General features: G+C 74.2%; 25 protein-coding genes. 6 read left to right on the top strand and 19 right to left on the bottom strand.

Annotated elements, in window-relative coordinates; translation table 11 throughout:
- Nucleotides 1-18 precede the first annotated feature (18 nt).
- From menD to AC4BG9_RS06955, 4 genes are read right to left on the bottom strand one after another with little or no spacing between them, the layout of a single operon-like run.
- A complete protein-coding gene (menD, locus tag AC4BG9_RS06940) occupies nt 19-1,644 on the bottom strand; it encodes a 2-succinyl-5-enolpyruvyl-6-hydroxy-3-cyclohexene-1-carboxylic-acid synthase (RefSeq protein ID WP_490570351.1) in 1,626 nt (541 codons plus the stop codon).
- A complete protein-coding gene (locus tag AC4BG9_RS06945; protein ID WP_490570352.1) occupies nt 1,641-2,594 on the bottom strand; it encodes an o-succinylbenzoate synthase in 954 nt (317 codons plus the stop codon). Before AC4BG9_RS06945 ends, menD begins: the two co-directional genes overlap by 4 nt.
- Nucleotides 2,591-3,634 (bottom strand): AMP-binding protein, encoded by a 1,044-nt coding sequence (locus AC4BG9_RS06950; protein ID WP_490570353.1) that lies wholly within the window; start codon nt 3,632-3,634, stop codon nt 2,591-2,593. The genes AC4BG9_RS06945 and AC4BG9_RS06950 overlap by 4 nt, the downstream gene beginning before the upstream one ends.
- A 47-nt stretch (nt 3,635-3,681) precedes the next feature.
- A complete protein-coding gene (locus tag AC4BG9_RS06955; RefSeq protein ID WP_490570354.1) occupies nt 3,682-5,412 on the bottom strand; it encodes a M28 family metallopeptidase in 1,731 nt (576 codons plus the stop codon).
- Between the two features lie 148 nt (nt 5,413-5,560).
- Between AC4BG9_RS06955 and AC4BG9_RS06960 the strand changes: the two genes are divergently transcribed.
- From AC4BG9_RS06960 to AC4BG9_RS06970, 3 genes are read left to right on the top strand one after another with little or no spacing between them, the layout of a single operon-like run.
- Complete coding sequence (locus AC4BG9_RS06960; protein ID WP_490570355.1) at nt 5,561-6,892, top strand: MFS transporter; 1,332 nt, start codon at nt 5,561-5,563, stop codon at nt 6,890-6,892.
- A gap of 22 nt (nt 6,893-6,914) precedes the next feature.
- Nucleotides 6,915-7,745 carry an acyl-CoA thioesterase domain-containing protein gene (locus tag AC4BG9_RS06965; protein WP_490570356.1) on the top strand — a complete coding sequence of 277 codons (831 nt, stop codon included), beginning with the start codon at nt 6,915-6,917 and terminating at the stop codon, nt 7,743-7,745.
- A complete protein-coding gene (locus AC4BG9_RS06970; protein WP_490570357.1) occupies nt 7,742-8,611 on the top strand; it encodes a 1,4-dihydroxy-2-naphthoate polyprenyltransferase in 870 nt (289 codons plus the stop codon). Before AC4BG9_RS06965 ends, AC4BG9_RS06970 begins: the two co-directional genes overlap by 4 nt.
- 4 nt (nt 8,612-8,615) lie before the next feature.
- Here the strand turns inward: AC4BG9_RS06970 and AC4BG9_RS06975 are convergent, their stop codons facing one another.
- Together AC4BG9_RS06975 and AC4BG9_RS06980 are read right to left on the bottom strand one after the other, a co-directional pair.
- Nucleotides 8,616-9,875 (bottom strand): GNAT family N-acetyltransferase, encoded by a 1,260-nt coding sequence (locus AC4BG9_RS06975; protein ID WP_490570358.1) that lies wholly within the window; start codon nt 9,873-9,875, stop codon nt 8,616-8,618.
- A 20-nt stretch (nt 9,876-9,895) separates the two neighbouring features.
- Entirely contained in the window at nt 9,896-10,156 is a 261-nt protein-coding gene (locus tag AC4BG9_RS06980) for a DUF4229 domain-containing protein (protein WP_490570359.1), read from the bottom strand.
- Nucleotides 10,157-10,202: 46 nt separating this feature from the next.
- Here AC4BG9_RS06980 and AC4BG9_RS06985 point away from each other — a divergent pair, with 46 nt between their 5' ends.
- Nucleotides 10,203-10,415 (top strand): hypothetical protein, encoded by a 213-nt coding sequence (locus AC4BG9_RS06985; RefSeq protein ID WP_490570360.1) that lies wholly within the window; start codon nt 10,203-10,205, stop codon nt 10,413-10,415.
- Here AC4BG9_RS06985 and ccsB read toward each other — a convergent pair.
- From ccsB to hemL, 6 genes are read right to left on the bottom strand one after another with little or no spacing between them, the layout of a single operon-like run.
- Nucleotides 10,388-11,434, bottom strand: coding sequence for a c-type cytochrome biogenesis protein CcsB (gene ccsB / locus AC4BG9_RS06990; protein ID WP_490570361.1), 1,047 nt, complete (start codon nt 11,432-11,434; stop codon nt 10,388-10,390). The two genes, AC4BG9_RS06985 and ccsB, sit on opposite strands and share 28 nt — an antisense overlap.
- A complete protein-coding gene (gene resB, locus AC4BG9_RS06995; RefSeq protein ID WP_490570362.1) occupies nt 11,431-13,029 on the bottom strand; it encodes a cytochrome c biogenesis protein ResB in 1,599 nt (532 codons plus the stop codon). Before resB ends, ccsB begins: the two co-directional genes overlap by 4 nt.
- Nucleotides 13,026-13,787: a cytochrome c biogenesis CcdA family protein gene (locus tag AC4BG9_RS07000; protein WP_490570363.1), complete on the bottom strand. Its 762-nt coding sequence runs from the start codon at nt 13,785-13,787 to the stop codon at nt 13,026-13,028. Before AC4BG9_RS07000 ends, resB begins: the two co-directional genes overlap by 4 nt.
- Entirely contained in the window at nt 13,780-14,388 is a 609-nt protein-coding gene (locus AC4BG9_RS07005; RefSeq protein ID WP_490570364.1) for a TlpA disulfide reductase family protein, read from the bottom strand. The genes AC4BG9_RS07000 and AC4BG9_RS07005 overlap by 8 nt, the downstream gene beginning before the upstream one ends.
- Before the next feature lie 2 nt (nt 14,389-14,390).
- A complete protein-coding gene (locus tag AC4BG9_RS07010) occupies nt 14,391-15,068 on the bottom strand; it encodes a histidine phosphatase family protein (RefSeq protein WP_490570365.1) in 678 nt (225 codons plus the stop codon).
- Nucleotides 15,065-16,384 (bottom strand): glutamate-1-semialdehyde 2,1-aminomutase, encoded by a 1,320-nt coding sequence (gene hemL / locus AC4BG9_RS07015; RefSeq protein ID WP_490570366.1) that lies wholly within the window; start codon nt 16,382-16,384, stop codon nt 15,065-15,067. Before hemL ends, AC4BG9_RS07010 begins: the two co-directional genes overlap by 4 nt.
- A gap of 128 nt (nt 16,385-16,512) precedes the next feature.
- On the opposite strand from hemL, the gene AC4BG9_RS07020 reads away from it, so the two are divergent.
- Complete coding sequence (locus AC4BG9_RS07020; protein ID WP_490570367.1) at nt 16,513-17,964, top strand: lytic transglycosylase domain-containing protein; 1,452 nt, start codon at nt 16,513-16,515, stop codon at nt 17,962-17,964.
- A gap of 3 nt (nt 17,965-17,967) precedes the next feature.
- Here AC4BG9_RS07020 and hemB read toward each other — a convergent pair whose 3' ends face one another.
- The 7 genes from hemB to AC4BG9_RS07055 all read right to left on the bottom strand — a co-directional run bounded on the left by hemB (nt 17,968) and on the right by AC4BG9_RS07055 (nt 25,697).
- On the bottom strand, nt 17,968-18,933 hold the full coding sequence (gene hemB / locus AC4BG9_RS07025) for a porphobilinogen synthase (protein ID WP_490570653.1): 966 nt from the start codon (nt 18,931-18,933) through the stop codon (nt 17,968-17,970).
- 75 nt (nt 18,934-19,008) lie between these two features.
- Nucleotides 19,009-20,667, bottom strand: a complete 1,659-nt coding sequence (locus tag AC4BG9_RS07030; RefSeq protein ID WP_490570368.1) for a bifunctional uroporphyrinogen-III C-methyltransferase/uroporphyrinogen-III synthase — start codon at nt 20,665-20,667, stop codon at nt 19,009-19,011.
- Complete coding sequence (gene hemC / locus AC4BG9_RS07035; protein ID WP_490570369.1) at nt 20,664-21,617, bottom strand: hydroxymethylbilane synthase; 954 nt, start codon at nt 21,615-21,617, stop codon at nt 20,664-20,666. Before hemC ends, AC4BG9_RS07030 begins: the two co-directional genes overlap by 4 nt.
- Nucleotides 21,614-22,924: a glutamyl-tRNA reductase gene (locus AC4BG9_RS07040; protein WP_490570370.1), complete on the bottom strand. Its 1,311-nt coding sequence runs from the start codon at nt 22,922-22,924 to the stop codon at nt 21,614-21,616. The genes hemC and AC4BG9_RS07040 overlap by 4 nt, the downstream gene beginning before the upstream one ends.
- Nucleotides 22,921-23,634 (bottom strand): redox-sensing transcriptional repressor Rex, encoded by a 714-nt coding sequence (locus AC4BG9_RS07045; protein ID WP_490570371.1) that lies wholly within the window; start codon nt 23,632-23,634, stop codon nt 22,921-22,923. Before AC4BG9_RS07045 ends, AC4BG9_RS07040 begins: the two co-directional genes overlap by 4 nt.
- A gap of 147 nt (nt 23,635-23,781) precedes the next feature.
- Nucleotides 23,782-24,048, bottom strand: a complete 267-nt coding sequence (locus AC4BG9_RS07050) for a glutaredoxin family protein (RefSeq protein ID WP_490570372.1) — start codon at nt 24,046-24,048, stop codon at nt 23,782-23,784.
- Between the two features lie 5 nt (nt 24,049-24,053).
- Nucleotides 24,054-25,697, bottom strand: coding sequence for a class I adenylate-forming enzyme family protein (locus AC4BG9_RS07055; protein ID WP_490570373.1), 1,644 nt, complete (start codon nt 25,695-25,697; stop codon nt 24,054-24,056).
- Between the two features lie 52 nt (nt 25,698-25,749).
- On the opposite strand from AC4BG9_RS07055, the gene AC4BG9_RS07060 reads away from it, so the two are divergent.
- A complete protein-coding gene (locus AC4BG9_RS07060; protein WP_490570374.1) occupies nt 25,750-26,637 on the top strand; it encodes an HAD family hydrolase in 888 nt (295 codons plus the stop codon).
- The last annotated feature ends 70 nt before the right edge of the window (nt 26,638-26,707 follow it).

Consider the following 26,707-nt stretch of genomic DNA (forward strand, 5'->3'; position numbering starts at 1 on the left):
TGCGGCGCGTCGGCCGTCTCAGCCGGGTCCGAGGGCGCGGATCGAGGCGTCGAGCGCGCGACGGTTGTCGCGGCGCACCCGCGCCTCGACCACCTCGATCCCCCCGGCGGGCTGGGCCAGGGCGTGGTCGAGCTCGGCCGCCGACTCCACCCGCCAGTGCGGGGTGCGGGTCGCGGCGCACCAGGCGGCGAGGTCGACGCCGTGCGGGGTGCCGAAGAGCTGCTCGAAGCGGTCGGCGTAGGTCTCGGCGCCCTGCTCGAGCATGGTGAAGATCGAGCCGCCGTCGTCGTTGACCACCACCAGCGTCAGGTCCGGGCGCTCCTCGCGCCGGCCCAGCACCAGTCCCCCGGCGTCGTGCAGGAACGTCACGTCGCCCAGCAGGGCGAGGTTGCGCGAGCCCGGCCGCCGCGTCAGCGCGGCCCCGACGGCGCTGCTCACCACCCCGTCGATGCCGGCGAGGCCGCGGTTGGCCAGCACCTTGCGGCGGGCACCCACCTGCCAGCGGGGCACCATCAGGTCCAGGTCGCGGATCGGGCTGGAGGCCCCCACCCACAGCAGCCCCCCGGGCGCGACGGCGCGGGCGACGGCGCCGGCCACCTCGTAGGGCGTGAGGTCGGGCTCCGCGGCCAGCAGCGCGTCGAGGCGGCGCCCGGTCTCGGCGTCGGCGGTCCACCACCGCGCCAGCCACGACGCGTGCGCCTCGTCCGGCCCCTCGACCCGCAGGGCCGGCGCGGACCGGGCGACCGCGAAGGGCCGCCGCTGCCACCGCGCGCCCGGGTCGACGTCCCAGACCTCGACGTCGTCGCGGGCCAGCAGGCGGGTGACCGGGCGCGACAGCGTCGGGTGCCCGAAGACCACCACCCGCTCGATCTCGGCGCCCAGGGGCGAGTCGAGCAGGAGCCGGTAGGTGCGCAGGGCGTGGGTGCCGGTCCGCGAGCCCGAGCTGGGCTCGGCGAGCAGCGGCCAGCCGGCCTGCTCGGCCAGCACCCGGGCGGGCGGCCCGGCGTCGTCCCCTGCCACCACCACGGTCCGCGGACCCAGCGGGATCGGCTCGGCCACCTCCGCCAGCGCCCGCCAGGCGTGCTCGGCCGGCGGCGGCCCGGCGGCCAGGTCGGGCGCCCACCGGTCCTCGGGGAGCAGCGGCTCGTCGAGCTGCACGTTGAGGTGGACCGGCCCGGGGCGCTCCCGGGCGAGCTGCGTGCCGAGCAGGTCCCGGACGGTCGGCGGCAGCGCGCCGTCGGCGAGGTCCAGCACCGGGGCTCCGGGCAGCAGCCCCACCTGGTCGGTGGTCTGGTTGGCGCTGGTGCCGCGCAGGCGCAGCGGCCGGTCGGCGGTGACCGCGACCAGCCGGACACCGGCGTGCCGGGCCTCCAGGACGGCGGGGGCGAGGTTGGCCACGGCGGTCCCCGACGTGCACACCACCGCGACCGGGCGGCCCGAGGACTTGGCCAGGCCGAGGGCGGTGAACGCGGCGCTGCGCTCGTCGATCCGGGTGTGCAGCCGGAGCAGGCCGGCCGCCCCGGCGTCGTGCAGGGCGAAGGCGAGCGGGGCGTTGCGGCTGCCCGGGCTGAGCACGGCCTCGACCATGCCCGCCTCGACCAGCGTCGCGACCACGGCCCGGGCCAGGGCGGTGGAGCTGTTCACGGTGCCTCCTCCTGGAGCGCCTCGACCGCGGCGAGACGCTCCCGCCAGGCGGCCACCCGGTCCGGCGGCGCGGCCAGCCGGGTCAGCGCCGCCTCGTCGATCCGCACCGGCCCCACCGGGAGCATCCCGTCGCGCGGCAGCAGCGGCTCGGTGACCACGTCGTCGGTGAGCAGCTGGACGGTGGCCAGCCCGCAGGCGTGCTCCAGGGTGGGCAGCGCCGCCGCCAGGGCGACCCCGGCCGCGATGCCCACACTGCTCTCCAGCGCCGAGGAGACGACCACCGGGAGCCCGATCTCCTCGGCGATCCGCAGGCAGGCCCTGACCCCGCCCAGCGGCTGCACCTTGAGGACCGCGACGTCGGCGGCCTCCAGGTCGCGCACCCGGTAGGGGTCCTCGGCGCGGCGGATCGACTCGTCCGCGGCGATCGGCACGCAGACCCGGCGGCGCACGGCGGCCAGCTCCTCGACCTCGGCGCACGGCTGCTCGACGTACTCCAGCCCGCCCGCGGCCCGGTCCAGCAGCGGGATCCGGGCCACCGCCTCCTCCACGCTCCACAGCCCGTTGACGTCGATCCGGATCCGGCCGCCGGGGCCGAGCGCGTCGCGGACCGCCTCGACGCGCGCCTGGTCGTCGGCCAGCGACTGTCCCGGCTCGGCGACCTTGACCTTGGCGGTGGTGCACCCTCCGGCCAGCACGATCCGGTGGGCCGGCTCCGGTCCCACCGCGGGGACCGTCACGTTGACCGGGACGCCGGCGCGGACCGGCTCCGGCCAGTCCCCGGCGGCGGCCTCGCGGGCGCAGCGCAGCCAGGGTTCGGCCACCGCGGGCGGGTACTCCAGGAACGGGCTCCACTCCCCCCACCCCGCCTCACCCTCCAGCAGGACGCCCTCGCGCACCGTGATGCCGCGGAACCGGGTGCGCAACGGGACCGAGTAGACGTGCAGCCTCATGCCCGCTCCTCCTCACCGGTCACCGCGGCGCGGAGCCGCTGCCGGTCCACCTTGCCGTTGTCGAGCAGGGGCCACGAGGTCACCGGCACCAGCTGGCGCGGGGCCCAGGAGCGGGGGTGGCGGGCACCCACCCAGTCGCGCAGCCCGGCCAGCGTCACCTCGGCACCCGGGGCCGTCCGCACCCAGGCCACCACCCGCTGACCCCACTCCGGGTCGGGCACGCCGAGCACCTCGGCCTGCTCCACCGCCGGGTGCTCCCGCAGCCGGGCCGCGACTGCGGGCAACGGCACGTTGACCCCGCCGGAGACCACCACGTCGTCGAGCCGGCCGAGGACCTGCAGCCGCCCGTCGTGGTCGAGCCTCCCGGCGTCGGCGGTGCGGTACCAGCCGTCGACCAGGGTCTCGGCGGTGAGCACGGGGTCGTCGGCGTAGCCGTCGAAGAGCGTGGGACCGCCGAGCCGGATCCGGCCGTCGGTCCCCAGGGAGAGCGCCACCCCGTCGAGCGGGAGGCCGTCGTAGACGCAGCCGCCGGCGGTCTCCGAGGCGCCGTAGGTGGTCACCACCCGGATGCCCGCCCGGTCGGCCTCCTCGCGCAGCCGCGGGTCCAGGCCGGCACCCCCGACCAGCACCGCCCGCATCGCGGCCAGCGCCTCGGCGTCCTCGGGGCTGCGGACCATCCGGTGCAGCTGGGTCGGCACCACGGAGGTGTACGCCGCCGGCCCGGCCTCGTCGGCCCACGCGCCCAGCACGGGCGGGTGGCCGGCCAGCAGCGAGCGGACGATCACCTGCACCCCGGCCACGTAGCCCGACGGCAGCACCAGCGCCCACCGGCCCTCGCCGCCCAGGCGCCGGGCGCTGGCCCGGGCGGAGGCGAGCACCGCGTCGCGGGAGAGCAGCACCCGCTTCGGCTGTCCGCTGGAGCCCGAGGTCGCCAGCTCCAGCTGCGGTGGCGCCGGATCGGCCAGCCACCGGGCCAGCTGGTCGACGGCCAGCGCCGGATCGGCCGAAGGCACCAACGGGGAGGGGGACGTGCGGGTCACCCCCGCACGCTATCCCCCTCCCCGTCAGGGTCGAGCAGAGCGGCCCCTCAGTGCACGGGCAGGTCGTGCGCGTGGTCGTGGCCGCCGTCGTGCGGGGCGGTGAGACCCGAGCGCGGGCTCGCCGTTGCGCCGCCCACCGAGCCGCGGGGCCGCGGTCCCACGCCGTTGACCGTCCAGGTGGACTGCGCGTAGGTGTGCACCGCGTGCGCGATCGCGTCGGAGTTGGCGTCCAGGGCCTCGTCGCTCACGTTGTCCAGGTCGTCGCACTCCTGGTGGTAGCACTCGTCGAAGGCCACCCCCGCGGTGCCGCCGAAGGCGGCCGCGAGCTCGGGGGTCTTGACCCCTTCGGCGCCGGTGAAGAGGCCGCCGGAGGCGATGCCCTCCGCGATGAACGGCCCGTAGTCGCTGCGCCCGGAGAAGGCGGTCTCCGCCGACTCCAGCCCGGCGTCCTCGAAGTGCTCGTGGAAGAGCGCCTCGATCGAGTCCGAGCCCTCGGGGCCGACCGCGCCGTCGGGGAAGGCCGCGGAGTTGTCGCCGTCGTAGACGAACAGCGCGTAGTTGGGAGAGCCGATCATGTCGAAGTTGAGGTAGAGCGCGATCTCCTCGAGGGTGTCCGGGTCGTTCTCGACCAGGTCGGCCACGTAGTGCTCCGCGCCGAGCAGGCCCTTCTCCTCCGCGCCCCACCAGGCGAAGCGCACCTGGTTGTTCGGCTTCGTCTTCTGCTTGGCGAGCTGGACGGCGACCTCGAGCAGGCCGGCGCTGCCGCTGCCGTTGTCGTTGATGCCCGGGCCCTCCACCACGGAGTCGAGGTGGGCCCCGGCCATCACCACGTTGTCGCTGCGGCCCTCGCGGGTCTCGGCGACGACGTTCCAGGTGGGCCGGATCTCCGACTCGGTGCTCGCCGACAGGGTGACGGTCGCCCCCTCGGCCAGCGACAGGCCGACGGCGTAGCTGGCGCCGACGGACGGGACGGTGCCGACCGGACCGCCGAGGGTGCCGGCGAACGCGTCGGTCGCCCCGGGGGTGCCGGTGTTCATCAGGACGACGCCGGCCGCGCCGGCCTCCTGGGCGTTGACCACCTTCTCGCCGAACGCGCAGGTGCCGCGCCGGACGAGCGCGATGTTGCCGGCGGTGAACCCGGCGAAGTCGGTGTCCTCGCAGCCGCTGGTGGAGGTGCCGCCCAGGTTGAGGTCGACCGCCTGCACCGGCGCGGTGACGTCGCCGGAGCCGGAGTAGTCCATCAACGCGTAGTCCACGCCGTCCTCGTAGGTCGTCGCCGTGGGCGTGACCTGAGCGAAGCTGCTCGGCGCGGTCTCGCGGAAGAACGCGAAGTCGAACTTCTGCACCTGCGGCCGGTAGCCGGCCTGGCGCAGCGTGCGCACCACGTAGTCGCGGGAGGCGGCGTAGCCCGGGGTGCCGGAGGCGCGGTTGCCGCCGTTGGCGTCGGCGATCTCCTGGAAGGCCTCCAGGTGGTCGCGGACCCCCGCCAGGGTGACCGCCTTCTGCAGCGCCTTCGAGGTCTTGTCGTGACCCTTGTCCTTGTCCTTGTCCTTGCCGGGGTGCTTGTGCTTCCCGTGTCCCTTCCCGTGTCCCTTGCCCTTGTCCTGGGGCTGGGGCTTGTCCTTGGGCTTGGACTGCTGCTTGCCGGCGTCGCGCTCCGGTCCGGCGGTGGCCGGCGCGGTGAGGGCGGTGCCGGCCAGGGCAGCGGTGACCAGGGCGGCGGTGGCCAGCCCGGCCTGGCGGCGCCAGGAGGGGCGCAGCCGCGAGGGGTCGTTCATAGGGTCAACCTTTCCCGAGAGGTCGCAGCAGGTTGGCCGCCGCGTGAGCGATATCTGAGCGTCGGCGCGCCCGTGTGTCAAGAGCCACGGCACGGCGCGGAGAAAAAGCAGGCGACACCGGTGGCACCACGGTCCACACTTGGCGCCGATGCCCACCACGTTCCTGCGGCCCTTCCGGTCCCTGCGACCGCCGTCGCCCCTCGCCGGCCGCCTCGCCGTCCAGAACCTCCTCTTCGCCCTCGGCGAGGGCACCTTCATGACCGGCTCGATGGTCTTCTTCACCCAGCTGGTCGGTCTCAGCGCGGCCCAGGTCGGCCTGGGCCTCACCCTGGCGGGGATGGCCGGGTTCGTCGTGGCCCTGCCGATGGGCAAGCTCGTCGACCGCTTCGGGCCGAAGCGGATGTGGGCGCTGAGCGCCGCCGGCCAGGCCGCGGTCTTCACCGCCTGGCCCTTCATCGACAGCTTCGCCGGCTACCTCGTGATGGCCGTGGCGGTGGAGGTGCTCGGGGCGCTGGGCGGTGCGGCGCACGGCGCATACACGATCGACGTGCTCCCGCCCGCGGAGCGGGTGACCTCGCGTGCCTACATGTACTCCGCCCTCAACCTCGGCTTCACCCTCGGCGCGCTGGTCGCCGCCGTCGCGCTCGCCTTCGACTCCAACGACCTGCTCCTGCTGCTGCCGTGGCTCACCACGCTGGCCTTCGCCGTCAACACCGTCTTCATCCTGCGTCTCCCCAACGCCTCGCACGACGACCGGACCCCCGAGGAGCGCCGGGTGAGGCTCCCCGGGCCCGGCCCCCTGCGCAACCCCGGCTGGCTGGCGGTGACCTTCTTCGGCGGGGTGATGTGGACCAACCAGGTCCTCCTCAACATCGTGATCCCGCTGTGGGTGATCGAGGAGACCGACGCACCCCGGGTGCTGCTCGCCCTCCTCTTCGGCACCAACACCGTGATGTGCATCTTCTTGCCGATGGCGGCCTCGCGGGGGGTCAGGGACGTCACCACCGGCCTGCGGGCGGTGCGCATCTCCACCACCTTCTTCCTCGTCTGCTGCCTGATCACCCTCGCCACGCACGAGACCGTCGGGTGGGTGACCATCGCCCTGATCTGGCTCGGTCACGTCACGGTCACCGGGGCCGAGCTCTACCTCTCGGCCGCCAGCTGGGCCTTCGAGGCAGACCTGATGGACCCGCGCCGGCGCGGCGAGTACCAGGGCGCCGCCGAGCTGACCGGCACCCTGGGCAGGGTCTGGGCGCCGGCGCTCTACACGTTCCTGGTGATGAGCTGGGGGGCCGGCGGCTGGCTGGTGATCGCGGCGATCGTCGCCGCGGCGGGGGTCGGGACCCACCCCGCGGTCCGGATGGCGGAGCGGTGGCTGGTCAAGCACGGTCCCCCGCCGTCGTCGACCCCGGAGCTCCACGATCCCGTCGCCGAGCAGCCGGCGGCCGTGGTGCCGCCCGGCCCGTCGATGACTCCCTAGGGGCGCCTGCTTCAATCCTCTGGTGGATCTGGCCTTCTTCCGCCTCGACGGCGACCGACTCGTCCCCCTCGACCTCGCGCGCAGCATGTGGCGCGACGACCAGATGCACGGGCTGGCGGTCAGCGGGGCCCTGGGGCGCGCGATCGAGGCGCGCGGCCTGACCGCCGGGCGTCCCGAGCTGGTGCCGGCGCGCTACACCGTCGACCTCTTCAAGGCCGCGAGCATGGAGCCCTGCGAGCTGGAGACGCAGGTGGTCCGCGAGGGTCCGCGACTGCTGCTGGTGGACGCGGTGATGCGCCAGGACGGCGAGGCGGTGGCCCGGGCCAGCGCGGTGCTGCTGCGCCGCACCGAGGTGCCGAGCGGCGAGGTCTGGTCCCCCGACGACGTCCCGTCGCCGCCACCGCTGGAGATCGCCCCGGACGACGACACCCCGCACATCCCCTTCTTCCACAGCGAGGCCGGCTGGTCCCAGGACTTCGGCCAGCACCAGAACGCCTCGCGCAAGCAGACCTGGCAGACCGGCCTGCCGGTGGTGCTCGGTGAGCGGCCCTCCCCGTTCGTCTCCGCGGCGAGCATCGCCGACGCCACCAGCCTGGTCACCAACTGGGGCACCGAGGGCGTGCAGTACATCAACACCGACATCACGCTCTCGATCGCGCGGCCGCCCGCCGGGGTGCAGATCGGCCTGCTGGCCACCGACCACCACGCCAGCGACGGGATCGCCGTCGGCTCGGCCACCGTCTACGACCGGCAGGGCCCGTTCGGCGTCGCCACCGTCACCGCGCTGGCCAACAGCCGGCGCACCGTCGACCTCTCCGACGGCATGTCCTACCAGCGGGGTCCGCGCCGGTGAGCGCCGCCGACTGGGTCGCCGGGGCCCGGCCCCGCACCCTGCCCGCCGCGGTCGCACCGGTGCTGGCGGGCACCGGGGTGGCGGCGTACGCCGACGGGCTGGTCTGGTGGAAGGCGCTGCTCGCCCTGGTGGTCAGCCTGGCGCTCCAGGTCGGGGTCAACTACGCCAATGACTACTCCGACGGGATCCGCGGCACCGACGAGGACCGGGTCGGGCCGATGCGCCTGGTCGGCTCGGGCACCGCGTCCCCCGGCGCGGTGAAGCGGGCGGCGTTCGCGGCCTTCGGCGTCGCTGCCGCGGCCGGCCTGGTGCTGGCCGCCACCACCGCCTGGTGGCTGGTCGCCGTCGGGGTCGTCTGCCTGGTGGCCGCCTGGTTCTACACCGGCGGCAAGAAGCCCTACGGCTACCTGGGGCTGGGCGAGGTGATGGTCTTCGTCTTCTTCGGCCTGGTCGCGGTGATCGGCACGACGTTCGTGCAGACGCGGAGCTGGGAGTGGCCGGCGCTCTACGCCGGGATCGGCATCGGCTCGCTGGCCTGCGCCATCCTGGTCACCAACAACCTGCGCGACATCCCCACCGACCGCGAGGCCGGCAAGCTGACGCTGGCGGTCCGCCTGGGCGAGGAGCGGACCCGCTACCTCTACGTGCTGCTGGTCGCCGCCGCGGCCGTCGCGGTGGTGGCCGTCGCTGCCTCGACCCACTGGCTGGTCCTCGGCGCGCTGACCTTCGTGGTGCAGCTGGTCCCGGCGGTGCGCACCGTGCTCGGTGGGGCACGCGGACCGGCCCTGATCCCGGTGCTGGCACAGACCGGCACCGCCCAGCTCTGGTGGGCCGGGCTCGTGGTGGTCCTGCTGCTGGTCCCCTGAGGGGTCAGAACGAGGTGCGCGAGTAGGGCGCCGGACCGCCGTCGGCCATCGCGGCCCAGCGCGCGACCGGCTCGTCCTCCCCGAGGATCCGGCCCGCCGCCGCCAGGGTGGGCACCCCCACACCGCCCAGGTACATCCCCGAGAGGGTGCTGACGTCCATCCTCACCGCCGGTGGCTCCTCGGTGCGGGTGACCGAGGCCTGCCCGTCGCGGACCTCGACCCGCCAGCTGCCCGCGGCGTGGTCGAGGGCGTCCTCGATCCCCAGCACCACGTCGCCGTCACCGAACCACGGGCGTCCCTCCAGGGCGGCCGGGACGTCCAGCACCCGCACCCAGATGTGGTCGCCGACCTCGGTGACCCGACGGCACTGCGGGTCCGTCAGCGCCCAGGTCAACGGGTCCACGACCGGGGCGCGCGCCTTGACCCGCTGGGTCAGGTCGAGGTCGGCGAGGAACTGCCACAGCGCGAGCTCGGCAGCCGGGGTCGTGCCCACCAGGTCCTGGACCTGGGCGGTGAAGGGCCGGTCCCACCCGAGGTGCCGGTAGAGCAGGAAGCCGTCAGGGCGCCCGTCCGCGTCGAGATGCACCGCGCCGCGCAGGGTCAGGTCCGGCGCCTGCTTCTCCCAGTCCCACTCGCCCCGGTTCATCGGTCCGTAGAAGGCGGGGCGCGAGATCGAGCCGCGCGCCCCCCGGTGCCAGGCCCCGAAGAGCTCCTGCTGGAGCGGCCACATCTCGGCCGGCTCCACCATCTCGCAGCGCCCGGCGGGCACCGGTCCGTGCATCGCGAAGCGGGAGGTGTCGACCTCCACCTCGGCCCGCCAGGTGGCGGGCCCGAAGCCGAACCGGCCGTAGATCGACCCCTCCGACACGGTGAGGGCGGCAACCGGCCGGCCCTGCTCGACCGCGTGGCGCAGGTCCTCGGTGATCAGCAGGCGCAGCAGTCCCTGGCGACGGTGGGCCGGGCTGACCGTGACGTCGGTGATCATGTGCAGCGGCAGCTGCGTGCAGCCGGTGCTGAGCTCGCCGGCGAAGGAGACGAAGGTCGCCACCGGCATCGGCCCGGCGCCGAACTCGCCCTCGGGCACCCAGGCCCCACGCATCCGGGGGGCCAGGTCGCGGGTGGCGTCGAGCCAGACGCCGTACGGCTGGTCCCCCAGCCGCGACTTGTGGAAGCCCCGGGCGACCGCGTTGGACCAGCCCTTGAGCCGGGCGACGTTCGCGGGCGTCTCGTCGTGCGGGTCAAGGGTTGCGAAGTCGAGGTCCATGGACGGCAGGCTACGCCGGGTCAGTCGACGTCATCGCTGGCGCGACGGGCCTCGAAGGCGGCGCTGGCCCGCGACGCCCGCTGCTCGATCCACAGGGCCGCGGCCTCCCGCGGCTTGGCCAGCAGGAACCACGAGGAGATGCCGGAGATCACCAGGGCCACGACCGCCGCCCACAGGAGCGGCACCTGGTCGGCGAAGAGGGACCAGACCCCCACGACGACCACCAGCGAGCCGAGGAGGAGGGCAAGACGGAGTGCGTTGTAGACGAGGAACGGCTTCACACCTCAACTGTAGGTCGCTGCCCACCCACCGCCTACATTTGGTGACGTGCTGAAGATCCTGCTCATCGTGCTCCTCGTCGCACTCGCGATCTATGCGGTGACCCGGGTGCTGGAGAGGCGAGGCCGCGCCGCCCGCCCCGGGCCGAGGCCGCGCCGGGAGCCGCCGCGGGTGGTGGGTCCCGACGACGATCCCGACTTCCTGCGCAACCTCGAGCGGGAGCGGCGCCGCCGTCAGAAGGACGAGCCGGAAGCCGGCTGAGCCGGCTGCTCCCACGCCTGCACGATCGCCGGCGCTCCCTCCGCGTAGGAGTGCTGGGAGGTGGTGGAGAAGAAGTTGATCCCGATGAAGTTGAACCACAGGGTGGCCAGGCCGACCAGGGCCAGGATGGCGGCGTTGCGCCCCTTCCAGCCGGCCGTGGTCCGGGCGTGCAGGTAGGCGGCGTAGACCACCCAGGTGATGAAGGCCCACACCTCCTTGGGGTCCCAGCTCCAGTAGGAGCTCCAGGCCTCGTGCGCCCAGATGGGGCCGGTGATCAGCACCGCGAACGTCCACACCGGGAAGCCGAAGGCGTGCATCCGGTAGGAGATGCGGTCCAGCGTGGCGGTGTCGGGGACCCGCGACAGGTAGCCGGTGCCGCGCACCGTGGCCTGCTCGCCGCCGGTCTCGGGCCCGTCGACGGACCCCGCGCCGACGCCCGCTCCCACCGCGACGGGCGTGCGCTCCGCCGTACGCCGCTCCTGACGGGCCTTGAGCAGGAAGAGGACCGAGGTGATGCCGCCCAGGGTGAAGGCGCCGGTGGCGATCACGGCGGAGACCACGTGGATGACCAGCCAGGGCGAGTAGAGCGCCTCGCTGAGGGGGGCCACCGGGTCGTAGAGCCAGACCACGGCGGTCATCGAGGTGGCCAGCACGAAGGCGACCACGATCGGCGCCATCCAGGAGAGCGAGAACCGGCGGTAGAGCACCAGGTAGAGGAGCGAGACGAAGAAGGCGCCCGAGAGGGTGAACTCGTACATGTTGCCCCAGGGCACCCGGTTGGGGTCCGCGGCCATCCCGCGGCCCACGAGGGCCACGAAGTGCGCGCCGGTGGCGATCACGGTCAGCAGCAAGCCGAGGCGGCCGAAGAGCGCGGTGCGGCCCGTCTCCGGCACCACGGTGGCCGGGATCTTGCGCAGGGCCGTCCACTCCACCAGGTGGCTGAGCAGGGCGAGGAAGTAGACCACCCCGGCCGCGGCGATCGCCTGGTTGCTGAGGGTCTCCCACTGTGCGTCGCTCACGCCTGCTGCTCCTTGGTCGATGCTGCTTGGTCCATGATGCCTGTCCTCACCTCGGCGAGCTCCGCGGCCACGTCGCCGCCGCCCGCACGGTCGAGCCCGGCGATCTCCACCAGGGTGACCGCGTCGGGCCCGCTGCCGGTGCGCCGGGCCCGCACCCAGACCCGTCGGGGCCTGATGTAGAGGGAGCCGATCAGGCCGAGCAGGGCCAGGCTGACCCCGGTCAGCGCGACCAGCTTGCCCGGCGTCCGGCTGATCTGGATCCGGTTCCACCGCTCGATGCCGTCGAAGCTGACGGTGCCGAGCCCGTCGGGCAGCTCGGCGCTCTCGCCCGGCCGCAGGTCGAGGCGGAACATCGAGCCGTCCTTCTTGGTGACCTCCTCGGCCTGGCTGGTGTCGAGCACGTAGACCGACTGGGAGCCGCCGTCGTCGAGGCCGAGGTCGCCCTTCCACACGGTCAGCGAGACCAGCGGGTCGACCGCGTCGCCGAAGGCCGAGTAGGGGCCGACGCCGTCCTCGCCGCCCTGGAACCCGAACGTCGGGTAGAGCTCGCCCTGGAGCCCGAGCGACTCCGGCCGGGCGTCGGCGGCCTTGACCACGCCGAAGGAGCGGAAGGAGGCGTCGGTGGGCAGGAAGATGGTGGGCCCGGAGTAGGCGACGTCGCCGTTGCCGTCGCGGACGGTGATCACGGGGGCGTAGCCGTGGCCGATCAGGAAGATGTCGGTGCCGCCGATGGTGAGCGGGTGGTTGACCCGCAGGTCGTACTCGTGCTCGGCGCCGCCCGGCTCCTCGGTGTAGGTCAGGTGGGAGACGAACTTGCGCGCCTGCCCGGCCGCCGGGCCCTCGGTGAGCCACTCGACGTCGAAGTCGGTGACGTCGAAGGCGAAGGGCTCCATCCACTCCTGCTGGAAGAGGCTGCCCGGCACGAAGTCGTCGTACTGGGTGATGTTGTTGCTGAAGCCGTTGCCGACCACCACGATGGCGCCGCCCTTGTAGCCCAGCAGGCTGCCCATCGCGAAGCCGACGAGCACCACCAGGATCGAGAGGTGGAAGACCAGGTTGCCGGCCTCGCGCAGGTAGCCCCGCTCGGCCGCGACCCACTGGTCCTCGGCGGCCTCCGGCGCGACCTCGACCCGGTAGCGGCGGCGCTTGAGCACCTCGCGGGCGCGGGCGTGCACCTGCGCGGGCGTCTGGTCGGTCTCGTAGGTCGTGTGGTCCGGCAGCCTGGTCAGGTTCCGCGGGGCCCGCGGCGGCCGGGCCCGCAGGGCCTTCGCGTAGACCACCGTGCGGGGGATGATGCAGCCGACCAGCGAGACCATCAGCAGCAGGTAGATGGCGGCGAACCACGGCGTCTCGTAGACGTTGAAGAGCCCGAGCTTCTCGTAGATCGGCGTCAGGGTCTCGTGGGACTCCTTCCACTGCGAGGCCTTGAGGGCGTCGATGTCCTCCTGCGGCACCACCGACCCCGGCACCGCGGCCAGGGCGAGCAGCAGCAGCAGGACCAGCGCGGTGCGCATCGAGGTCAGCTGACGCCACGTCCAGCGCCCCAGCTCTCGGGCCCCGAGCTCGCCGGGCCTGCGCTCCTGCCTCTCGCTCACACGCTCACCTCGTAGCCGCTCACCAGGTTGACCTGGACCCAGGTCACCATCTCCGCCCACCACCCGGTCACCAGCGCCACGCCGACGGCGACCAGCATCAGGCCGCCGGCCCGCATCACCCAGACCTGGTGACGCCGGAAGAAGGAGAAGGCGCGCATCGCGCGGCCGTAGGCGAGCCCGGCCAGGACGAAGGGCACCCCGAGACCGAGCGAGTAGACCGCGGAGAGCAGGGCGCCGCGACCGGCGCTGCCCTCCTGGTAGGAGAGGTTGAGGATCACCCCGAGGGTCGGGCCGATGCACGGGGTCCAGCCGAGACCGAACAGGACGCCGAGGAAGGGCGCCGCCGCCAGGCCGACGGCCGGCACCTTGTGGATGCGCCAGTCCCGCTGGAACCAGGGCAGCAGACCGGCGAAGGCGAGGCCGAGCACGATGGTCAGCAGCCCCAGCACCACGGTGATCTGCCGCTCCCAGTCGACCAGCCACTCCCCCAGCGCGCCCGACAGCGCGCCGAGGGCGACGAAGACGGCGGTGAAGCCCAGCACGAAGAGCAACGAGCCCAGCAGCATCCGGCCCCGCCGGCGCTCCGCCTCCCCGGTGGCCAGATCGGCCCCGGAGAGGCCGGTGGCGTAGGAGAGGTAGCCCGGCAGCAGCGGGATCACGCACGGGGAGAAGAAGGAGACCAGCCCGGCCACCAGCGCCACCGGGATGGCCAGGGCCAGGGACCCGGCCGCCGCCTGCTGCTCGAACCACTCAGCCATCGGTGCCGCTCTCCTGCGCGACGTCCTCGACGAGTCCGACCAGGGTCAGGGTCGAGGGGACCTCCCCGATGATGGCCGCGGCCACCCGCCCCTCGGCGTCCAGCACCACCGTCGAGGGGATCGCGCTGGGCGGGATGGTGCCGCTGAAGGGCAGCAGCGCCTTGCCGTCGGGGGAGAAGAAGGACGGGTACTCCACCCCGAAGTTGCGGGCGAAGCCCTGGGCCTGCGCGGTGTCGCTGTCGCGGATGTTGATCCCCACGAAGCTGGCGTGCTCGGCCGTCTCCTCGGCCGCCTCCACCAGCATCGGCATCTCCTTGCGGCACGGCGGGCAGCCCGACCACCAGACGTTGACCACCACCACCCGGCCGCGCAGGTCGGCGAGGTCCAGGGCCTCGCCGTGCAGGTCCTCCCCGGCGAGCTCGACCGGCTCCTGGCGCTGCTCCGGGTCGACGGTGCGGATCCGGCCGTCGCCGGCGACGTAGCCCTTGTCGCCGGTCCCGGAGAGGCTGGAGCAGCCGGCCAGCAGCAGGCAGAGGGCCGCCACGGCGGCCAGCAGGGCGGCCCGGCCCCGAGCGGGCCGGACGGAAGCGGGGGGGAGCACGGTCAGGGTCGCTTCTCCGCGGGCGCGCCACCTGCCGAGAAGGGGGCCTTCTTGTCCTTGGTGGGGATCAGGTCGCCGGCCGGCTCGGAGTAGGAGAGCCGGACCAGCCGGTCGTCCTCGAAGTGCAGGGTGGTCAGCGAGCACAGCGTGCACTCGCGGCTGCGCGGGTCGTGGACGAAGGAGCGGCCCTCGGCGGCCAGGCGGGTCGTCCAGATCGGCAGCTGGTGGGAGACGATCACGGCCTCGTGCCCCCGGGCGGCGTCGCGGGCGTCGTAGACCGCCGCCATCATCCGGGCCACCATCTCCTCGTAGGGCTCGCCCCACGAGGGCTTGAACGGGTTGTAGAGGTAGCGCCACAGGTCGGGCCGCTTGAGCAGGGTCTTGGCGCCCTGTCCGAAGCTGACGCCCTCGAAGCGGTTGGTCGACTCGATGACCCGCGGGTCGACGACCGGCTCGAGGCCGCGGGCGGCGAGCAACGGCGCCGCCGTCTCCCGGGCCCGCTCCAGCGGCGAGGTGCGCAGGTGCACGATGTCGCGCCCGCCGACCACGGAGGCGACCCGCTCGGCCATCCGCTGGCCGAGCTCGGAGAGGTGGAAGCCGTCGCGGCGGCCGTAGAGGATGCCCTCGGGGTTGTACACCTCGCCGTGTCGCAGCAGGTGCACCATGGTCTTGTCGGTCATCGCGGGTCCTCCTGGGCGGCGGCCGCGGCGCGGGCGGCGCCGGGCAGGGCGTCGAGCACGTGCTGGACGGCCCGGTCGTCGTGGGCGGCGGAGACGAACCAGCACTCGTAGGCCGAGGGCGGCAGGTAGACACCCGCCTCCAGCATGGCGTGGAAGAACGCGGCGTAGGCGGTCGTGTCGGTGCGCGAGGCGCCGGCGAAGTCACGCACCGGGGAGTCGGTGAAGAAGACCGAGAACATGGTGCCGGCCGACTGCACCACGTGGGCGACCCCGGCCTCGGCGAGCGCCTTCTCGGCGCCTTCGCGGATCGTCGTCGCGGTGGCGTCCAGGGCGGCGTACACCTCGTCGGTGGCCAGCCGCAGCGTGGCCAGCCCCGCGGTGGTCGCGACCGGGTTCCCCGAGAGGGTCCCGGCCTGGTAGACGGGGCCCTGCGGCGCGAGGTGGGCCATCACGTCGGCGCGTCCGCCGAACGCGGCGGCGGGGAAGCCGCCGCCCATCACCTTGCCGAAGGTCATCAGGTCGGGCGTCCAGCCCTCGTGCGCGCCGTCCAGGCCCCACCCGCCCCTGGCGGTGGCCCGGAAGCCGGTCATCACCTCGTCGGAGATGAACAGGGCCCCCGCCTCGCGGCAGGTCTGCGCCAGGAAGGCGTTGAAGCCGGGCTCGGGGGGCACCACGCCCATGTTGCCGGGGGTGGCCTCGGTGATCAACGCCGCGATACGCGGGCCGTGCTCGGCGAAGGCCGCGGTGACCGCAGCCCGGTCGTTGTAGGGCAGCACCAAGGTGAGGTCGGTGGCCGAGACGGGGACGCCCGGGGTGCCCGGCAGGGCGAAGGTGGCGACTCCCGAGCCGGCCTCGGCCAGCAGCGAGTCGACGTGCCCGTGGTAGCAGCCGGCGAACTTCACGACCACGTCGCGGCCGGTGAAGCCGCGGGCCAGCCGGATCGCCGACATGGTCGCCTCGGTGCCGCTGGAGACCAGGCGCACCCGGTCGACCGGCGTGCGACGCACGATCTCCTCGACCAGCTCCACCTCGGGCTCGGTGGGGGTGCCGAAGGAGGTGCCGCGAGCCACGGCCGCCTGCACCGCCTCGACGACCTCGGGGTGGGCGTGGCCGAGCAGCATCGGGCCCCAGGAGCAGACCAGGTCGACGTAGTCGCGCCCGTCGACGTCGGTGAGCCACGCCCCGGTCGCGGAGCGCATGAAGCGGGGGGTCCCGCCGACGGCGTTGAAGGCGCGGACCGGTGAGTTCACCCCACCGGGCGTCACCGCGTTGGCGCGCGCGAAGAGGTCGGCCGAGACCGGGTTGGGGGAAGTCACGGCCTCATTGTCGCGCACCGCTCCAAGGGGGCCGAAATGCAGGGGAGAACCCGGGCACCCGGGGGTTCCCCCGGTCCACGGAGCGGAGGCATGATCGAGGAGCAATCGGCTCGGGCAGGGGACATGACATGGCGGAGACCCGCTTCCGCACTTGGCACAGGACGTTCGCGGCGCTGCCGCTGGCGGCCCTGACGCTCGGCTGGACGGCGTGGCTGGACCCGCTCTCGGGGGCCGGCGACACCGACGTACGGGCGGGCCGGCCGGCCGCACCGGACGCCCTGGCCGCGGCGCCCGCGGTGGTCGTGCCGGAGGTGATCCGCAGCACGGAGACCGACCCTGTCCCGCGGCCGCTGCACGGCGGCCTCGACGCCGCCGCGGCCGCGTCGAGCCTCGGCGGGATCCCGGCGGCCGCGCTCGCGGCCTACCAGCTCGCCGAGGCGGTGATGCGGAGCGCGGACGGCGGCTGCGACCTCACCTGGCCGGTGCTGGCCGCGATCGGCCGGGTCGAGTCCGACCACGGCCGCTACGGCGGCAACCTGCTGGACGCGGACGGCCGCTCCACCCCCGGGGTGGTCGGCATCGCCCTCGACGGGAGCCGGGGGACCGCCCGGATCCCCGACACCGACCGCGGCCGGCTGGACGGCGACGACCGGTTCGACCGCGCCGTCGGGCCCATGCAGTTCATCCCCTCCACCTGGTCGGCGGTGGCGGTGGACGGCGACGCGGACGGCGTGCGCGACCCCCAGGACCTCGACGACGCCGCGCTGGCCAGCGCCGTCCACCTCTGCTCGGGGCCGGGGTCGCTCCTGGACCCGGGCACGCTCCGGGCCGCCCTGCTGCGCTACAACCGCTCGGCCAGCTATGTGCGCCTGGTGATGGAGGTGGCCGACGCCTACCGCGCGGGGGCCGGGCAGGTCCCGCTCGACACCCCTCTCCTCCAGGCCGACAGCCGGATGACCGGCGGACCCGGCGCTCAGGGCCCCGCACCGCAGCCGGGCGACCGCGCCGCCGGCGGGCCCGGGACACCCGCGGGCGAGCCGCGGGAGCGGCCGGAGGCCTCCCTGAAGGCGCTGGGCCCCGTCTCTGCGCCGCCCGGCGAGCGCCCGGCACGGCCGCCGGAGGTGCCGACTCCCGCTCCCCCCAAGCCCCGTCCCCCGGCGCCCGCTCCCCCGGAGGACCCGGGCCTGTGGCCGCCCCAGGACCCGCAGGCCCCCCAGGACCCGCAGGCCCCCCAGGCCCAGCCCCCGGGGACACCGCCGGCCGAGCCGACGCCGACACCCACCCCGACACCCACCCCGACACCGGCGCCGGCCCCGACACCACCGGGCCCCTACCAGCTCCCGGTGCTGCCGCTGCCCGTCGGGCCGCTGCCCGACCTCGACCCGGCGACGCTCCCGGTGCCCGAGGGCCTGCCGGTGCCCGACGACCTCGCCGCCGACGTGGCCTGGAGCACGGCGCTGCTGACCGCCGCGGCGCTCTGCTTCGAGGCCGGGGTGGCGGCGGAGGACACCGAGCCGCTCCGCGACTGCCTGGCGCAGTGGCTGCTGCCGCCCACCGAACCGCCGGCCCCTACCCCCTAGCCGTCAGCGGGAGAGGATCCGCGCGGCCTCGGCGGCCCAGTAGGTCAGGATGACGTCGGCGCCCGCCCGGCGGATCGAGGTGAGCGTCTCCATGATCGCCGCCTCGCGGTCGATCCACCCGTGGGCGGCCGCCGCCTCGACCATCGAGTACTCGCCGGAGATGTTGTAGGCCGCCACCGGCACGTCGACGGCGTCGCGCACCCGGCGGACCACGTCGAGGTAGGCCAGCGCGGGCTTCACCATCACCAGGTCGGCCCCCTGCTCGACGTCGAGCAGCGCCTCCCGGACGCCCTCGACCGCGTTGGCCGGATCCTGCTGGTAGGTCCGGCGGTCACCCTCGAGGGTGGAGTCGACCGCCTCGCGGAAGGGCCCGTAGAAGGCGGAGGCGTACTTCGCGGAGTAGGCCAGGATCGAGACGTCGGTGTGCTCCCTGGCGTCCAGCGCGGTGCGGATCGTGGCGACCTGGCCGTCCATCATCCCGCTGGGGCCCACCATGTCGACGCCGGCGTCGGCCTGGGCGAGCGCCATCTGCGCGTAGGCCGCCAGGGTCCGGTCGTTGTCGACCTGCCCGTCGGAGGTGAGCAGGCCGCAGTGCCCGTGGTCGGTGAACTCGTCCAGGCACAGGTCGCTCATCACGGTCAGCGTGTCGCCGACCTCCGCGACCACGTCGGTGATGGCCAGGTTGAGGATGCCGGTGGGGTCCACGGCACCCGACCCCAGCGCGTCCTTCCTCGCGGGGACGCCGAACAGCATCACCCCGCCCAGGCCGAGCTCGGCCGCCTCGGCCGCCGCCGCCCGGAGCGAGTCGCGGGTGTGCTGCACGACCCCGGGCATCGAGGAGATGGGCTGGGGCACGTCGATGCCCTCACGGACGAAGAGCGGCAGCACCAGCTGGCGCGGCTGGACGGCCACCTCCGCGACCATCCGGCGCAGCGCTGGGGTGGTCCGCAGCCGCCGGGGACGCACCAGCGGGCCGGTGACGGCCCCGGGGCCGACCTCCCCGGACGACCCCGCGGCCTCGTCGGCCGGACCCGCGGCCGGCACCTACTTCGACCCGACCTTGCGCCGGCCGGACGCCTTGCGGTCCGACGGCTTGGTGACCGGCTGCCCGGCCTCCACCAGGGCCAGCCGGCGGGAGGCACCGAAGTCGGCGAGGGCCTCGACCAGCACCTCGACGTCGGGCCTGGGGGCCATCACGTCGACCCGCAGCCCGTGCTCCTCGGCCGTCTTGGCGGTCGCCGGCCCGATGACCGCGATCACCGTCGAGGGGTGCGGCTTGCCCGCGATCCCGACCAGGTTGCGCACGGTCGAGGAGGAGGTGAAGACGACCGCGTCGAACTTGCCGCTCTTGATCGCGTCGCGGGTGGGCGCCGGCGGGGGCGTGGCCCGCACCGTGCGGTAGGCGGTGACGTCGTCGCACTCCCAGCCCAGCTCGACCAGCCCGGCGACCAGGGTCTCGGTGGCGATGTCGGCACGCGGCAGGAAGACCCGGTTGATCGGGTCCAGCAGCTCGTCGTACGGCGGCCACTCGGCCAGCAGGCCGGCCGCCGACTGCTCCCCGACCGGGACCAGGTCGGCCCGCAGGCCCCAGGCGGCGATGGCCTCGGCGGTCTTGTCGCCCACCGCGGCGATCTTGAGCCCCGAGAAGGCCCGGGCGTCGAGGCCGTACTCCTCGAACTTCTCCCGGACCGCCTTGACGGCGTTGACCGAGGTGAAGGCGATCCACTCGTAGCGGCCCTCCACCAGGCCGCGGACGGCCTTGTCCATCTGGAGCGGGTTGCGCGGCGGCTCCACCGAGATGGTCGGCACCTCCTCCGGCACGCCCCCGAAGGCGCGGATCCGCTGGGAGAGCGAGCCGGCCTGCTCCTTGGTGCGCGGCACCAGGACCCGCCAGCCGAAGAGCGGCTTGGTCTCGAACCACGACAGGGTCTCGCGCAGGTTGACCACGTCGCCGATCACGATGATGGCCGGCGGGGCCACCCGGGCGGCCCGCACGTCGGCGGCCACGTCGGCGAGGGTGGAGATGAGCGTCGCCTGCTCGGTGGTGGTGCCGACCCGGGTCACCGCGACCGGGGTCTGCGGCGAGCGACCGGCGGCCTGGAGCGCCGCCGCGGTCTCGGCGAGGGTGCCGACGCCCGAGAGCAGCACCAGGGTGCGGCCGTCGGCGTACTGCGACCAGTCGATGTTGCCGCCGCAGGTGACCACGGCCACCTCGCGGTGGGTCTTGTCGGTGAGCGGGATGCCGGCGTAGGCCGGGACCGCCTGCACCGAGGAGACGCCGGGCACGATGTCGAAGCCCACCCCGGCCTTGACGCACGCCTGGGCCTCCTCGGGCCCGGAGGCGTAGAGGAAGGGGTCGCCGGTCATCAGCCGCACCACGCGGTGCTTCTTGCCGTGCTTGACCACCACCCGGGCCCGGTTGGCGTGGGTGAGGGGCTGGCCGTCCTCGCCGAAGCCGCCGTCGACCAGGACGGGCGCGCCCTCGATGGGCTCCGCCTCCTCCCCCGGGACGCGGGCCGGCAGGCCGAGGACGGTGCGGACCAGATCCTCGTGCTCGGGGGCCTCGGTGAGGATCACCTCCGCCTCCTTGATCAGCTCGACGGCACGGACCGTCAGCAGGCCAGGGTCGCCGGGGCCACTGCCGACGAAGGAGACCCAGCCGGTGGGGGTGGACGTGGTGGCGGGGGTGTTGCCTCGGGTCATGGGTGCTGCTTCCTCACTGCTGCTTCGTGCGGTGCTTCCATCAGGTCCTTGGCGCCATCGGCGAGCATCTCGCTCGCCAGGCGGGCGCCGACGCCCGCTGCCTCCTCCGGCCGGCCGGTGGCGCTCATGCGCACCGACAGGCCCCCATCCATGGACAGGGCCACCGCCCTGAGCCACAGCTCCTCCCCCGTGTCTCCCTCGACCACCTCGGCCAGGGCGCCCAGCGGCGCACTGCACCCGGCCTCGAGCGTGGCCAGCACGGCCCGCTCCGCCTCGACGGCCGCGCGGGCGCGCGGGTCGTCGAGCTCGCCCAGGACGGCGGTCAGCTCCTGGTCGTCGGTCCGGCACTCGATGGCCAGCGCACCCTGCCCGGGGGCCGGGAGCATCTGGATCGGGTCGAGCACCTCGGTCACCTCGTCGAGGCGCCCCAGCCGGGCCAGCCCGGCGCGGGCCAGCAGGATCGCGTCGAGCTCACCGCCGGTGACCTTGGCGATCCGGGTGCCGACGTTGCCCCGGATGTCCACGATCTCCAGTCCCAGCCCGAGCGCGGCCAGCTGGGCGGCCCGCCGGGGCGACCCGGTGCCGACGCGGCTGCCCACCGGCAGCTCGCCCAGGGTCAGGCCGTCACGGGCGACGACGACGTCGCGCGGGTCCTCCCGCCCGGGCACGGCCGCCAGCGTGATGCCGGGGTGCGGATAGGTCGGCAGGTCCTTGAGGGAGTGGACGGCGAGGTCCACCTGGTCGGCCAGCAGGGCGTCACGCAGGGCGCTGACGAAGACGCCGGTGCCGCCCATCGAGGCGAGCGGGGCGCGGCTCACGTCGCCGTGGGTGGTCACCTCGACCAGCTCGACCTCGCGACCGAGCCGGCGCACCATCTCCGCGACGTGGCCCGACTGGGTCGTGGCCAGGGCGGAGGCTCGGGTGCCGAGCCTCAGGGGTCGGGGGCTCATCGCGTCTCCCCCTCGTCGGGCACGATGCCGCGGGTGACCGCGGTGACCGCCTTGGGGTCGAGGGCGAAGAGCTCGGCGAGCGCCTCGGCGTAGGAGACCGGCTCGGCCTCGCCGGTCAGCTCCTTGACCCGGGTGGTGGGCTGGTGCAGCAGCTTCTCGGCGACCCGGTGCACGGTGCGCCGCACCTCGGCCCGGACCTCGTCGTCGAGGTCGGGCAGCCGGGCCGCGAGGCGGTCCATCTCGCTCTCCACCACGCCGGTCGCCATGGTCCGCAGGGCCACCACGGTCGGCGTCACGCTGGCCTGGCGGCGGGCGCTGAGGAACGCCGAGACCTCCTCGGCCACGATCTTGCGCACCCCGGCGACGTCGCGGGCGGCGTCGCTGTCGTCGAGCACGGCCGCGAGCTCGGCCAGGCCGGTCAGGGCCACCCCGGGCAGCTCGGAGACGTCCGGGTCGACGTCGTGGGGCAGCGCCAGGTCGATGATGTCGAGGCGCTCGGTGCGCGCGCCGCGGGCCGCGGCCAGCATGGTGGCGCTGACCAGGATCCCGGTGGCCCCGGTGCAGGTGATCAGCACGTCGGCGTCGGCCAGGGCCGAGTCGAGGCGGGCCAGCGGCAGCGCGGTGGCGGCGTACTCCTCGGCCAGACGCTCGGCGTTCTCCAGGGAGCGGTTGGCCACCACGACCTCACCGGCCCCCATCCGGGTGACGGTGGCGGTGGCCAGGGCGGCCATCGAACCGGCGCCGAGGACGACGACCTTGCGGCCGCGCAGGCCGCCGTGCGGCTCGGTGGTGTGCTCCAGCGCGGCGGTCACCAGCGACGGCGCGGCGGAGTCGATCCCGGTCTCGGCGTGGGAGCGCTTGCCGACCCGCAGCGCCTGCTGGAAGAGCAGGTTGAGGGAGGAGCCGACGGTGCCGAGCTCCTGGCCGACCCGCAGGGCCTCCCGCGTCTGACCCAGGATCTGGCCCTCGCCGAGCACCATCGAGTCGAGTCCGGCCGCCACGTGGAAGAGGTGGGAGACCGCGCCGTCGTCGTAGTGCACGTAGAGGTGGGGCAGCAGCGATTCGGTGCTGCTGCCGGCCCGGTCGACCAGGAGCCGGGAGAGCTCCTCGACGCTGCCGTGGAAGCGGTCGACGTCGGCGTAGACCTCGAGGCGGTTGCAGGTGGAGATGGCCGTGGCCTCCGCGACGTGCTCGCAGCCGGAGACGTCGGTGATCAGCTTGACGACGCCCTCGCCGTCCAGGGCCAGCCGCTCCAGGACGGCCATCGGGGCGGACTTGTGGGAGATGCCCACCACCAGCACGCTCATGACGCACTCCCCTCGACCGCGGGCAGGCCGGCGGAGGCCGCACCGTCCGGGCGCCCGTGCTGGGCCTTGCGCTGCTCGTGGTAGGCCAGGATCTGGAGCTCGATGGAGAGGTCGACCTTGCGCACGTCGACGCCCTCGGGCACCGACAGCACCCCGGGCGCGAAGTTGAGGATGCTGGTGATCCCGGCCGCGACCATCCGGTCGGCGACGTCCTGGGCGGCGGGCGCCGGGGTGGCGACCACGCCGATCGCCACGGAGTCCTCGCGCACGATCGCCTCGAGGTCGTCGAAGGGGCGCACCGGGACGCCGGCGACCTTCTCGCCGTGCCGTGTCGGGTCGGCGTCGAGCAGGGCGACCACCCGGAAGCCGCGGCTGCGGAAGCCGGAGTAGTTGGCGAGTGCGTGGCCGAGGTTGCCGATGCCGACGATGACGACCGGCCAGTCCTGGGTCACCCCGATCTCGCGGGCGATCTGGTAGCGCAGGTACTCCACGTCGTAGCCCACCCCGCGGGTGCCGTAGCTGCCCAGGTAGGAGAGGTCCTTGCGCAGCTTGGCGCTGTTGACGCCGGCCGCCGCGGCCAGCTCCTCGCTCGAGCAGGTCAGGGTACCGGCCTCGGAGAGGCTGGTCAGGGCGCGCAGGTAGACCGGGAGCCGAGCCACCGTCGCCTCAGGGATCTCCCTGGCCGCCTCGGCCGAAGTCCGTGCAGTCACTGGCTTCTTCTTTCCAGCCAGAACGACGGCCCGGTCGGGTCCGGGTCCGGCATCGCTCGGCGCTCCTCACTGTAGGAGTTTGTGAACGCGAGAACAAAATCCCCTCCGGCCGCGACGGCGTGGAGTGAGGAGTCCCACCCCCCGCGATCAGCCGCGGGTCAGGGCCGCGCGGAGCCTGGACTCGTCGACCCGCCAGAAGTCGTGCTGGCGACCGTCGACGAAGGTGACCGGCACCTCCTCGGTGAAGCGGTCCAGCAGCTCGTCGTCCTCGTCGATGTCGACCTCGGTCCAGGTGTCGCCGGTCTCCGCGCAGACGCGGCGCACCACGGCCACCGCCTCCTCGCAGAGGTGGCACCCCTCCCGGCTGTAGACGACCACCCGGGCCAGGTCCCGGGTCTCCTCGAGCCCGCCCACCGGCGTCACTCCAGCAGACCGAGGCGACGGCGGCGCTCGATGCCGCGCAGCCGCCCCTTCTGGATCTTGCCGGTGGCGGTCCGCGGCAGCTCCGCGACGACCTCGATCCGGGCGGGCTGCTTGAAGCGGGCCAGGTGGCTGCCGGTCCGGGCCCGGACGGCGTCCTCGACCTGCTGCGGGTCGGCGCCGTCGCGGGCGACCACGTAGGCGACCACGGCCTCGCCCGTCGACTCGTCGTCGGCGCCGATCACCGCGACCTCCGCGACGCCCTCGACGTCGCGGATGACGTCCTCGACCTCGGAGGGGTAGACGTTGAAGCCCGAGACGATCACCAGCTCGCGGACCCGGTCGACCAGGTAGAGGTCGCCGTCGCCGTCGAGGTAGCCCACGTCGCCGGTGTCGAACCAGCCCTCGGCGTCCGGCCCGCCCGAGCCGTCGGGCCAGTAGCCGGAGAAGAGGTTGTCGCCCCGGATCTGGATCTCGCCCGGGTCGTCGCCCTCGAGGTGTCCGGTGTGCTCGTCGACCAGGCGCAGCTCGATGCCGGGCAGCGCCGCGCCGACCGACCCGGTGTGCCTGGACCCGCCGGCCCGGCCCGGGGTGGCCCGGCTCCTGCTGCACAGGGTCGAGGTGACCACCGGGGCCGCCTCGGTCAGCCCGTAGCCCTGGTGCACCTCGACGCCCGCGGCCTCCGCGAACCTGTCCATCACCTCGGCGGCCAGGGGCGCGGAGCCGGACAGCATCAGCCGCACCGGCCCCAGGCGGTCGCGCAGCCCCTCGACGGGCAGCCAGTGGGCGAAGACCGGCGGGGCGACCGGGACCACCGAGACGGCCTCGTCGTCGATCACGTCGAGGGTCGACTCGGGCTCGAACCGGTCGACCAGGATCAGCTTGGCGCGGTGCCGCAGCACGCTGCCCAGCACGGCGTTGAGGCCGTAGACGTGGAAGAGCGGGAGCACCCCGAGCACCACGTCGTCGCCGTGCATCATCTCCGGCCGCACCGCCGCCACCTGCTCGATGTTGGCCATCAGCGCCCGGTGGGTGAGCATGGCGCCGCGCGGACGGCCCGAGGCGCCGCTGGTGTAGAGCAGCACGGCGAGCTTCTCGGGGTCCTGCAGGGGCGGCGGGGCCTCCCCGGGCTCGGCGACGAGCTGGGCATAGCTGCCCCCGTCCGCCCCGTCGACGTCGCCGATCACCACCAGGCGGGGGTCGCGGGCGCGCTCCAGCAGGTCGTCCTCGAGCTCGGCGTCGGGGACGGGGCGCCCGTCCTGGGCGGCACGCAGCATCTCGAACGCCTCCCGGACCGCGGGGGCGGTGTCGCCGTCGGCGACCACCAGGCGGGAGCCGGAGTCGGCCAGCAACCGGACGAGCTCGTAGGGGGTGGAGCCGGGGTTGACCGGCACCGCGACGACCTGCGCCGCGAGCGAGCCGAGATAGCAGGTGACGAACTCCAGCCGGTTGCCCAGCACGATCATCACGCGCATGCCGGCGACCAGCCCCAGGCGGCCGAGACCGGCGGCCACGCGCTGCACCTCGTCGTCCAGCTGGGCCCAGGTGAGGCTCCGCCCACCCACCTCGACCAGTGCCAGCCGGTCTGGACACTCGGCGGCGGCGGACACCACCAGGTCGGCTACGTGCGGGGAGCGCGGCATGTCGAAGATCTTTCCACAACCTGCCCCCTCCGTGTCCTACTACGCTGATCGGGTGACCCACCCCGGACAGCACCGAACCCCGTCGGACCTGCGACGTCGCTCGACGCTCGCCGGAGAGGCCGCCGCGGCCACCGCGGAGGTCGAGGTCGCTCTCGCCACCCCGGCCGACCCGGGCAGCGCCGCCTTCTTCGACGTGGACAACACCGTCATGCAGGGCGCCAGCATCTTCCACCTGGCCAAGGGCCTCTACAAGCGCAAGTTCTTCACCACCCGCGACATCGCCGGGGCGATGTACAAGCAGGCCTGGTTCCGGGTCGTGGGCAAGGAGGACCCCGAGCACATCGAGGACGCCCGCAACTCCGCGCTCGGGTTCATCGCCGGGCACACCGTCGCCGAGCTCGAGGAGCTGGGCGAGGAGATCTTCGACGAGGTGATGGCCCACCGCATCTGGCCCGGCACCCGCGCCCTGGCCCAGATGCACCTCGACCAGGGCCAGCGGGTCTGGCTGGTCACCGCGGCCCCGATCGAGATCGCCTCGATCATCGCCCGGCGGCTCGGGCTCACCGGCGCCCTGGGCACCGTCGCGGAGCACCGGGACGGGGTCTACACCGGCCGCCTGGTGGGCGACCTCCTGCACGGCCCCGCCAAGGCCGAGGCGATCCGGGCCATCGCGGAGCGCGAGGACCTCGACCTGTCCCGCTGCTCCGCCTACTCCGACTCCATCAACGACCTGCCGATGCTCTCGCTGGTCGGCGACCCGGTGGCGATCAACCCGGACCCCGCGCTGCGCTCGCACGCCCGGGCCCACGGCTGGCGGGTCCGCGACTACCGCACCGGACGCAAGGCCGCCCGGATCGGCCTGCTCACCGGCGCCGCCCTGGGCGCCTCCGCCGGTGGCGTCGCCGCCGGGCTGGCCGTCCGCGGCCGCCACCGCGACTGATCCGAGTCCAGGGACGGGTCCTCCCCCTTGCCCAAAGGCCGTCGCGCTCCGTAGCCTCGTGGACCACGTC

This window comes from Nocardioides sp. Z40_12, from assembly GCF_058215795.1.

Excerpts from the sequence above, each read along its gene's own strand:
- AC4BG9_RS06945 (WP_490570352.1), bottom strand. The coding sequence starts at position 2,594 with ATGAGGCTGCACGTCTACTCGGTCCCGTTGCGCACCCGGTTCCGCGGC.
- AC4BG9_RS07020 (WP_490570367.1), top strand. The coding sequence starts at position 16,513 with ATGGCGGAGACCCGCTTCCGCACTTGGCACAGGACGTTCGCGGCGCTG.
- AC4BG9_RS06975 (WP_490570358.1), bottom strand. The coding sequence starts at position 9,875 with ATGGACCTCGACTTCGCAACCCTTGACCCGCACGACGAGACGCCCGCG.
- AC4BG9_RS07040 (WP_490570370.1), bottom strand. The coding sequence starts at position 22,924 with ATGAGCGTGCTGGTGGTGGGCATCTCCCACAAGTCCGCCCCGATGGCC.
- AC4BG9_RS07030 (WP_490570368.1), bottom strand. The coding sequence starts at position 20,667 with ATGACCCGAGGCAACACCCCCGCCACCACGTCCACCCCCACCGGCTGG.
- AC4BG9_RS06960 (WP_490570355.1), top strand. The coding sequence starts at position 5,561 with ATGCCCACCACGTTCCTGCGGCCCTTCCGGTCCCTGCGACCGCCGTCG.
- AC4BG9_RS06955 (WP_490570354.1), bottom strand. The coding sequence starts at position 5,412 with ATGAACGACCCCTCGCGGCTGCGCCCCTCCTGGCGCCGCCAGGCCGGG.
- hemC (WP_490570369.1), bottom strand. The coding sequence starts at position 21,617 with ATGAGCCCCCGACCCCTGAGGCTCGGCACCCGAGCCTCCGCCCTGGCC.
- AC4BG9_RS07055 (WP_490570373.1), bottom strand. The coding sequence starts at position 25,697 with ATGCCGCGCTCCCCGCACGTAGCCGACCTGGTGGTGTCCGCCGCCGCC.
- AC4BG9_RS07000 (WP_490570363.1), bottom strand. The coding sequence starts at position 13,787 with ATGGCTGAGTGGTTCGAGCAGCAGGCGGCGGCCGGGTCCCTGGCCCTG.
- AC4BG9_RS07010 (WP_490570365.1), bottom strand. The coding sequence starts at position 15,068 with ATGACCGACAAGACCATGGTGCACCTGCTGCGACACGGCGAGGTGTAC.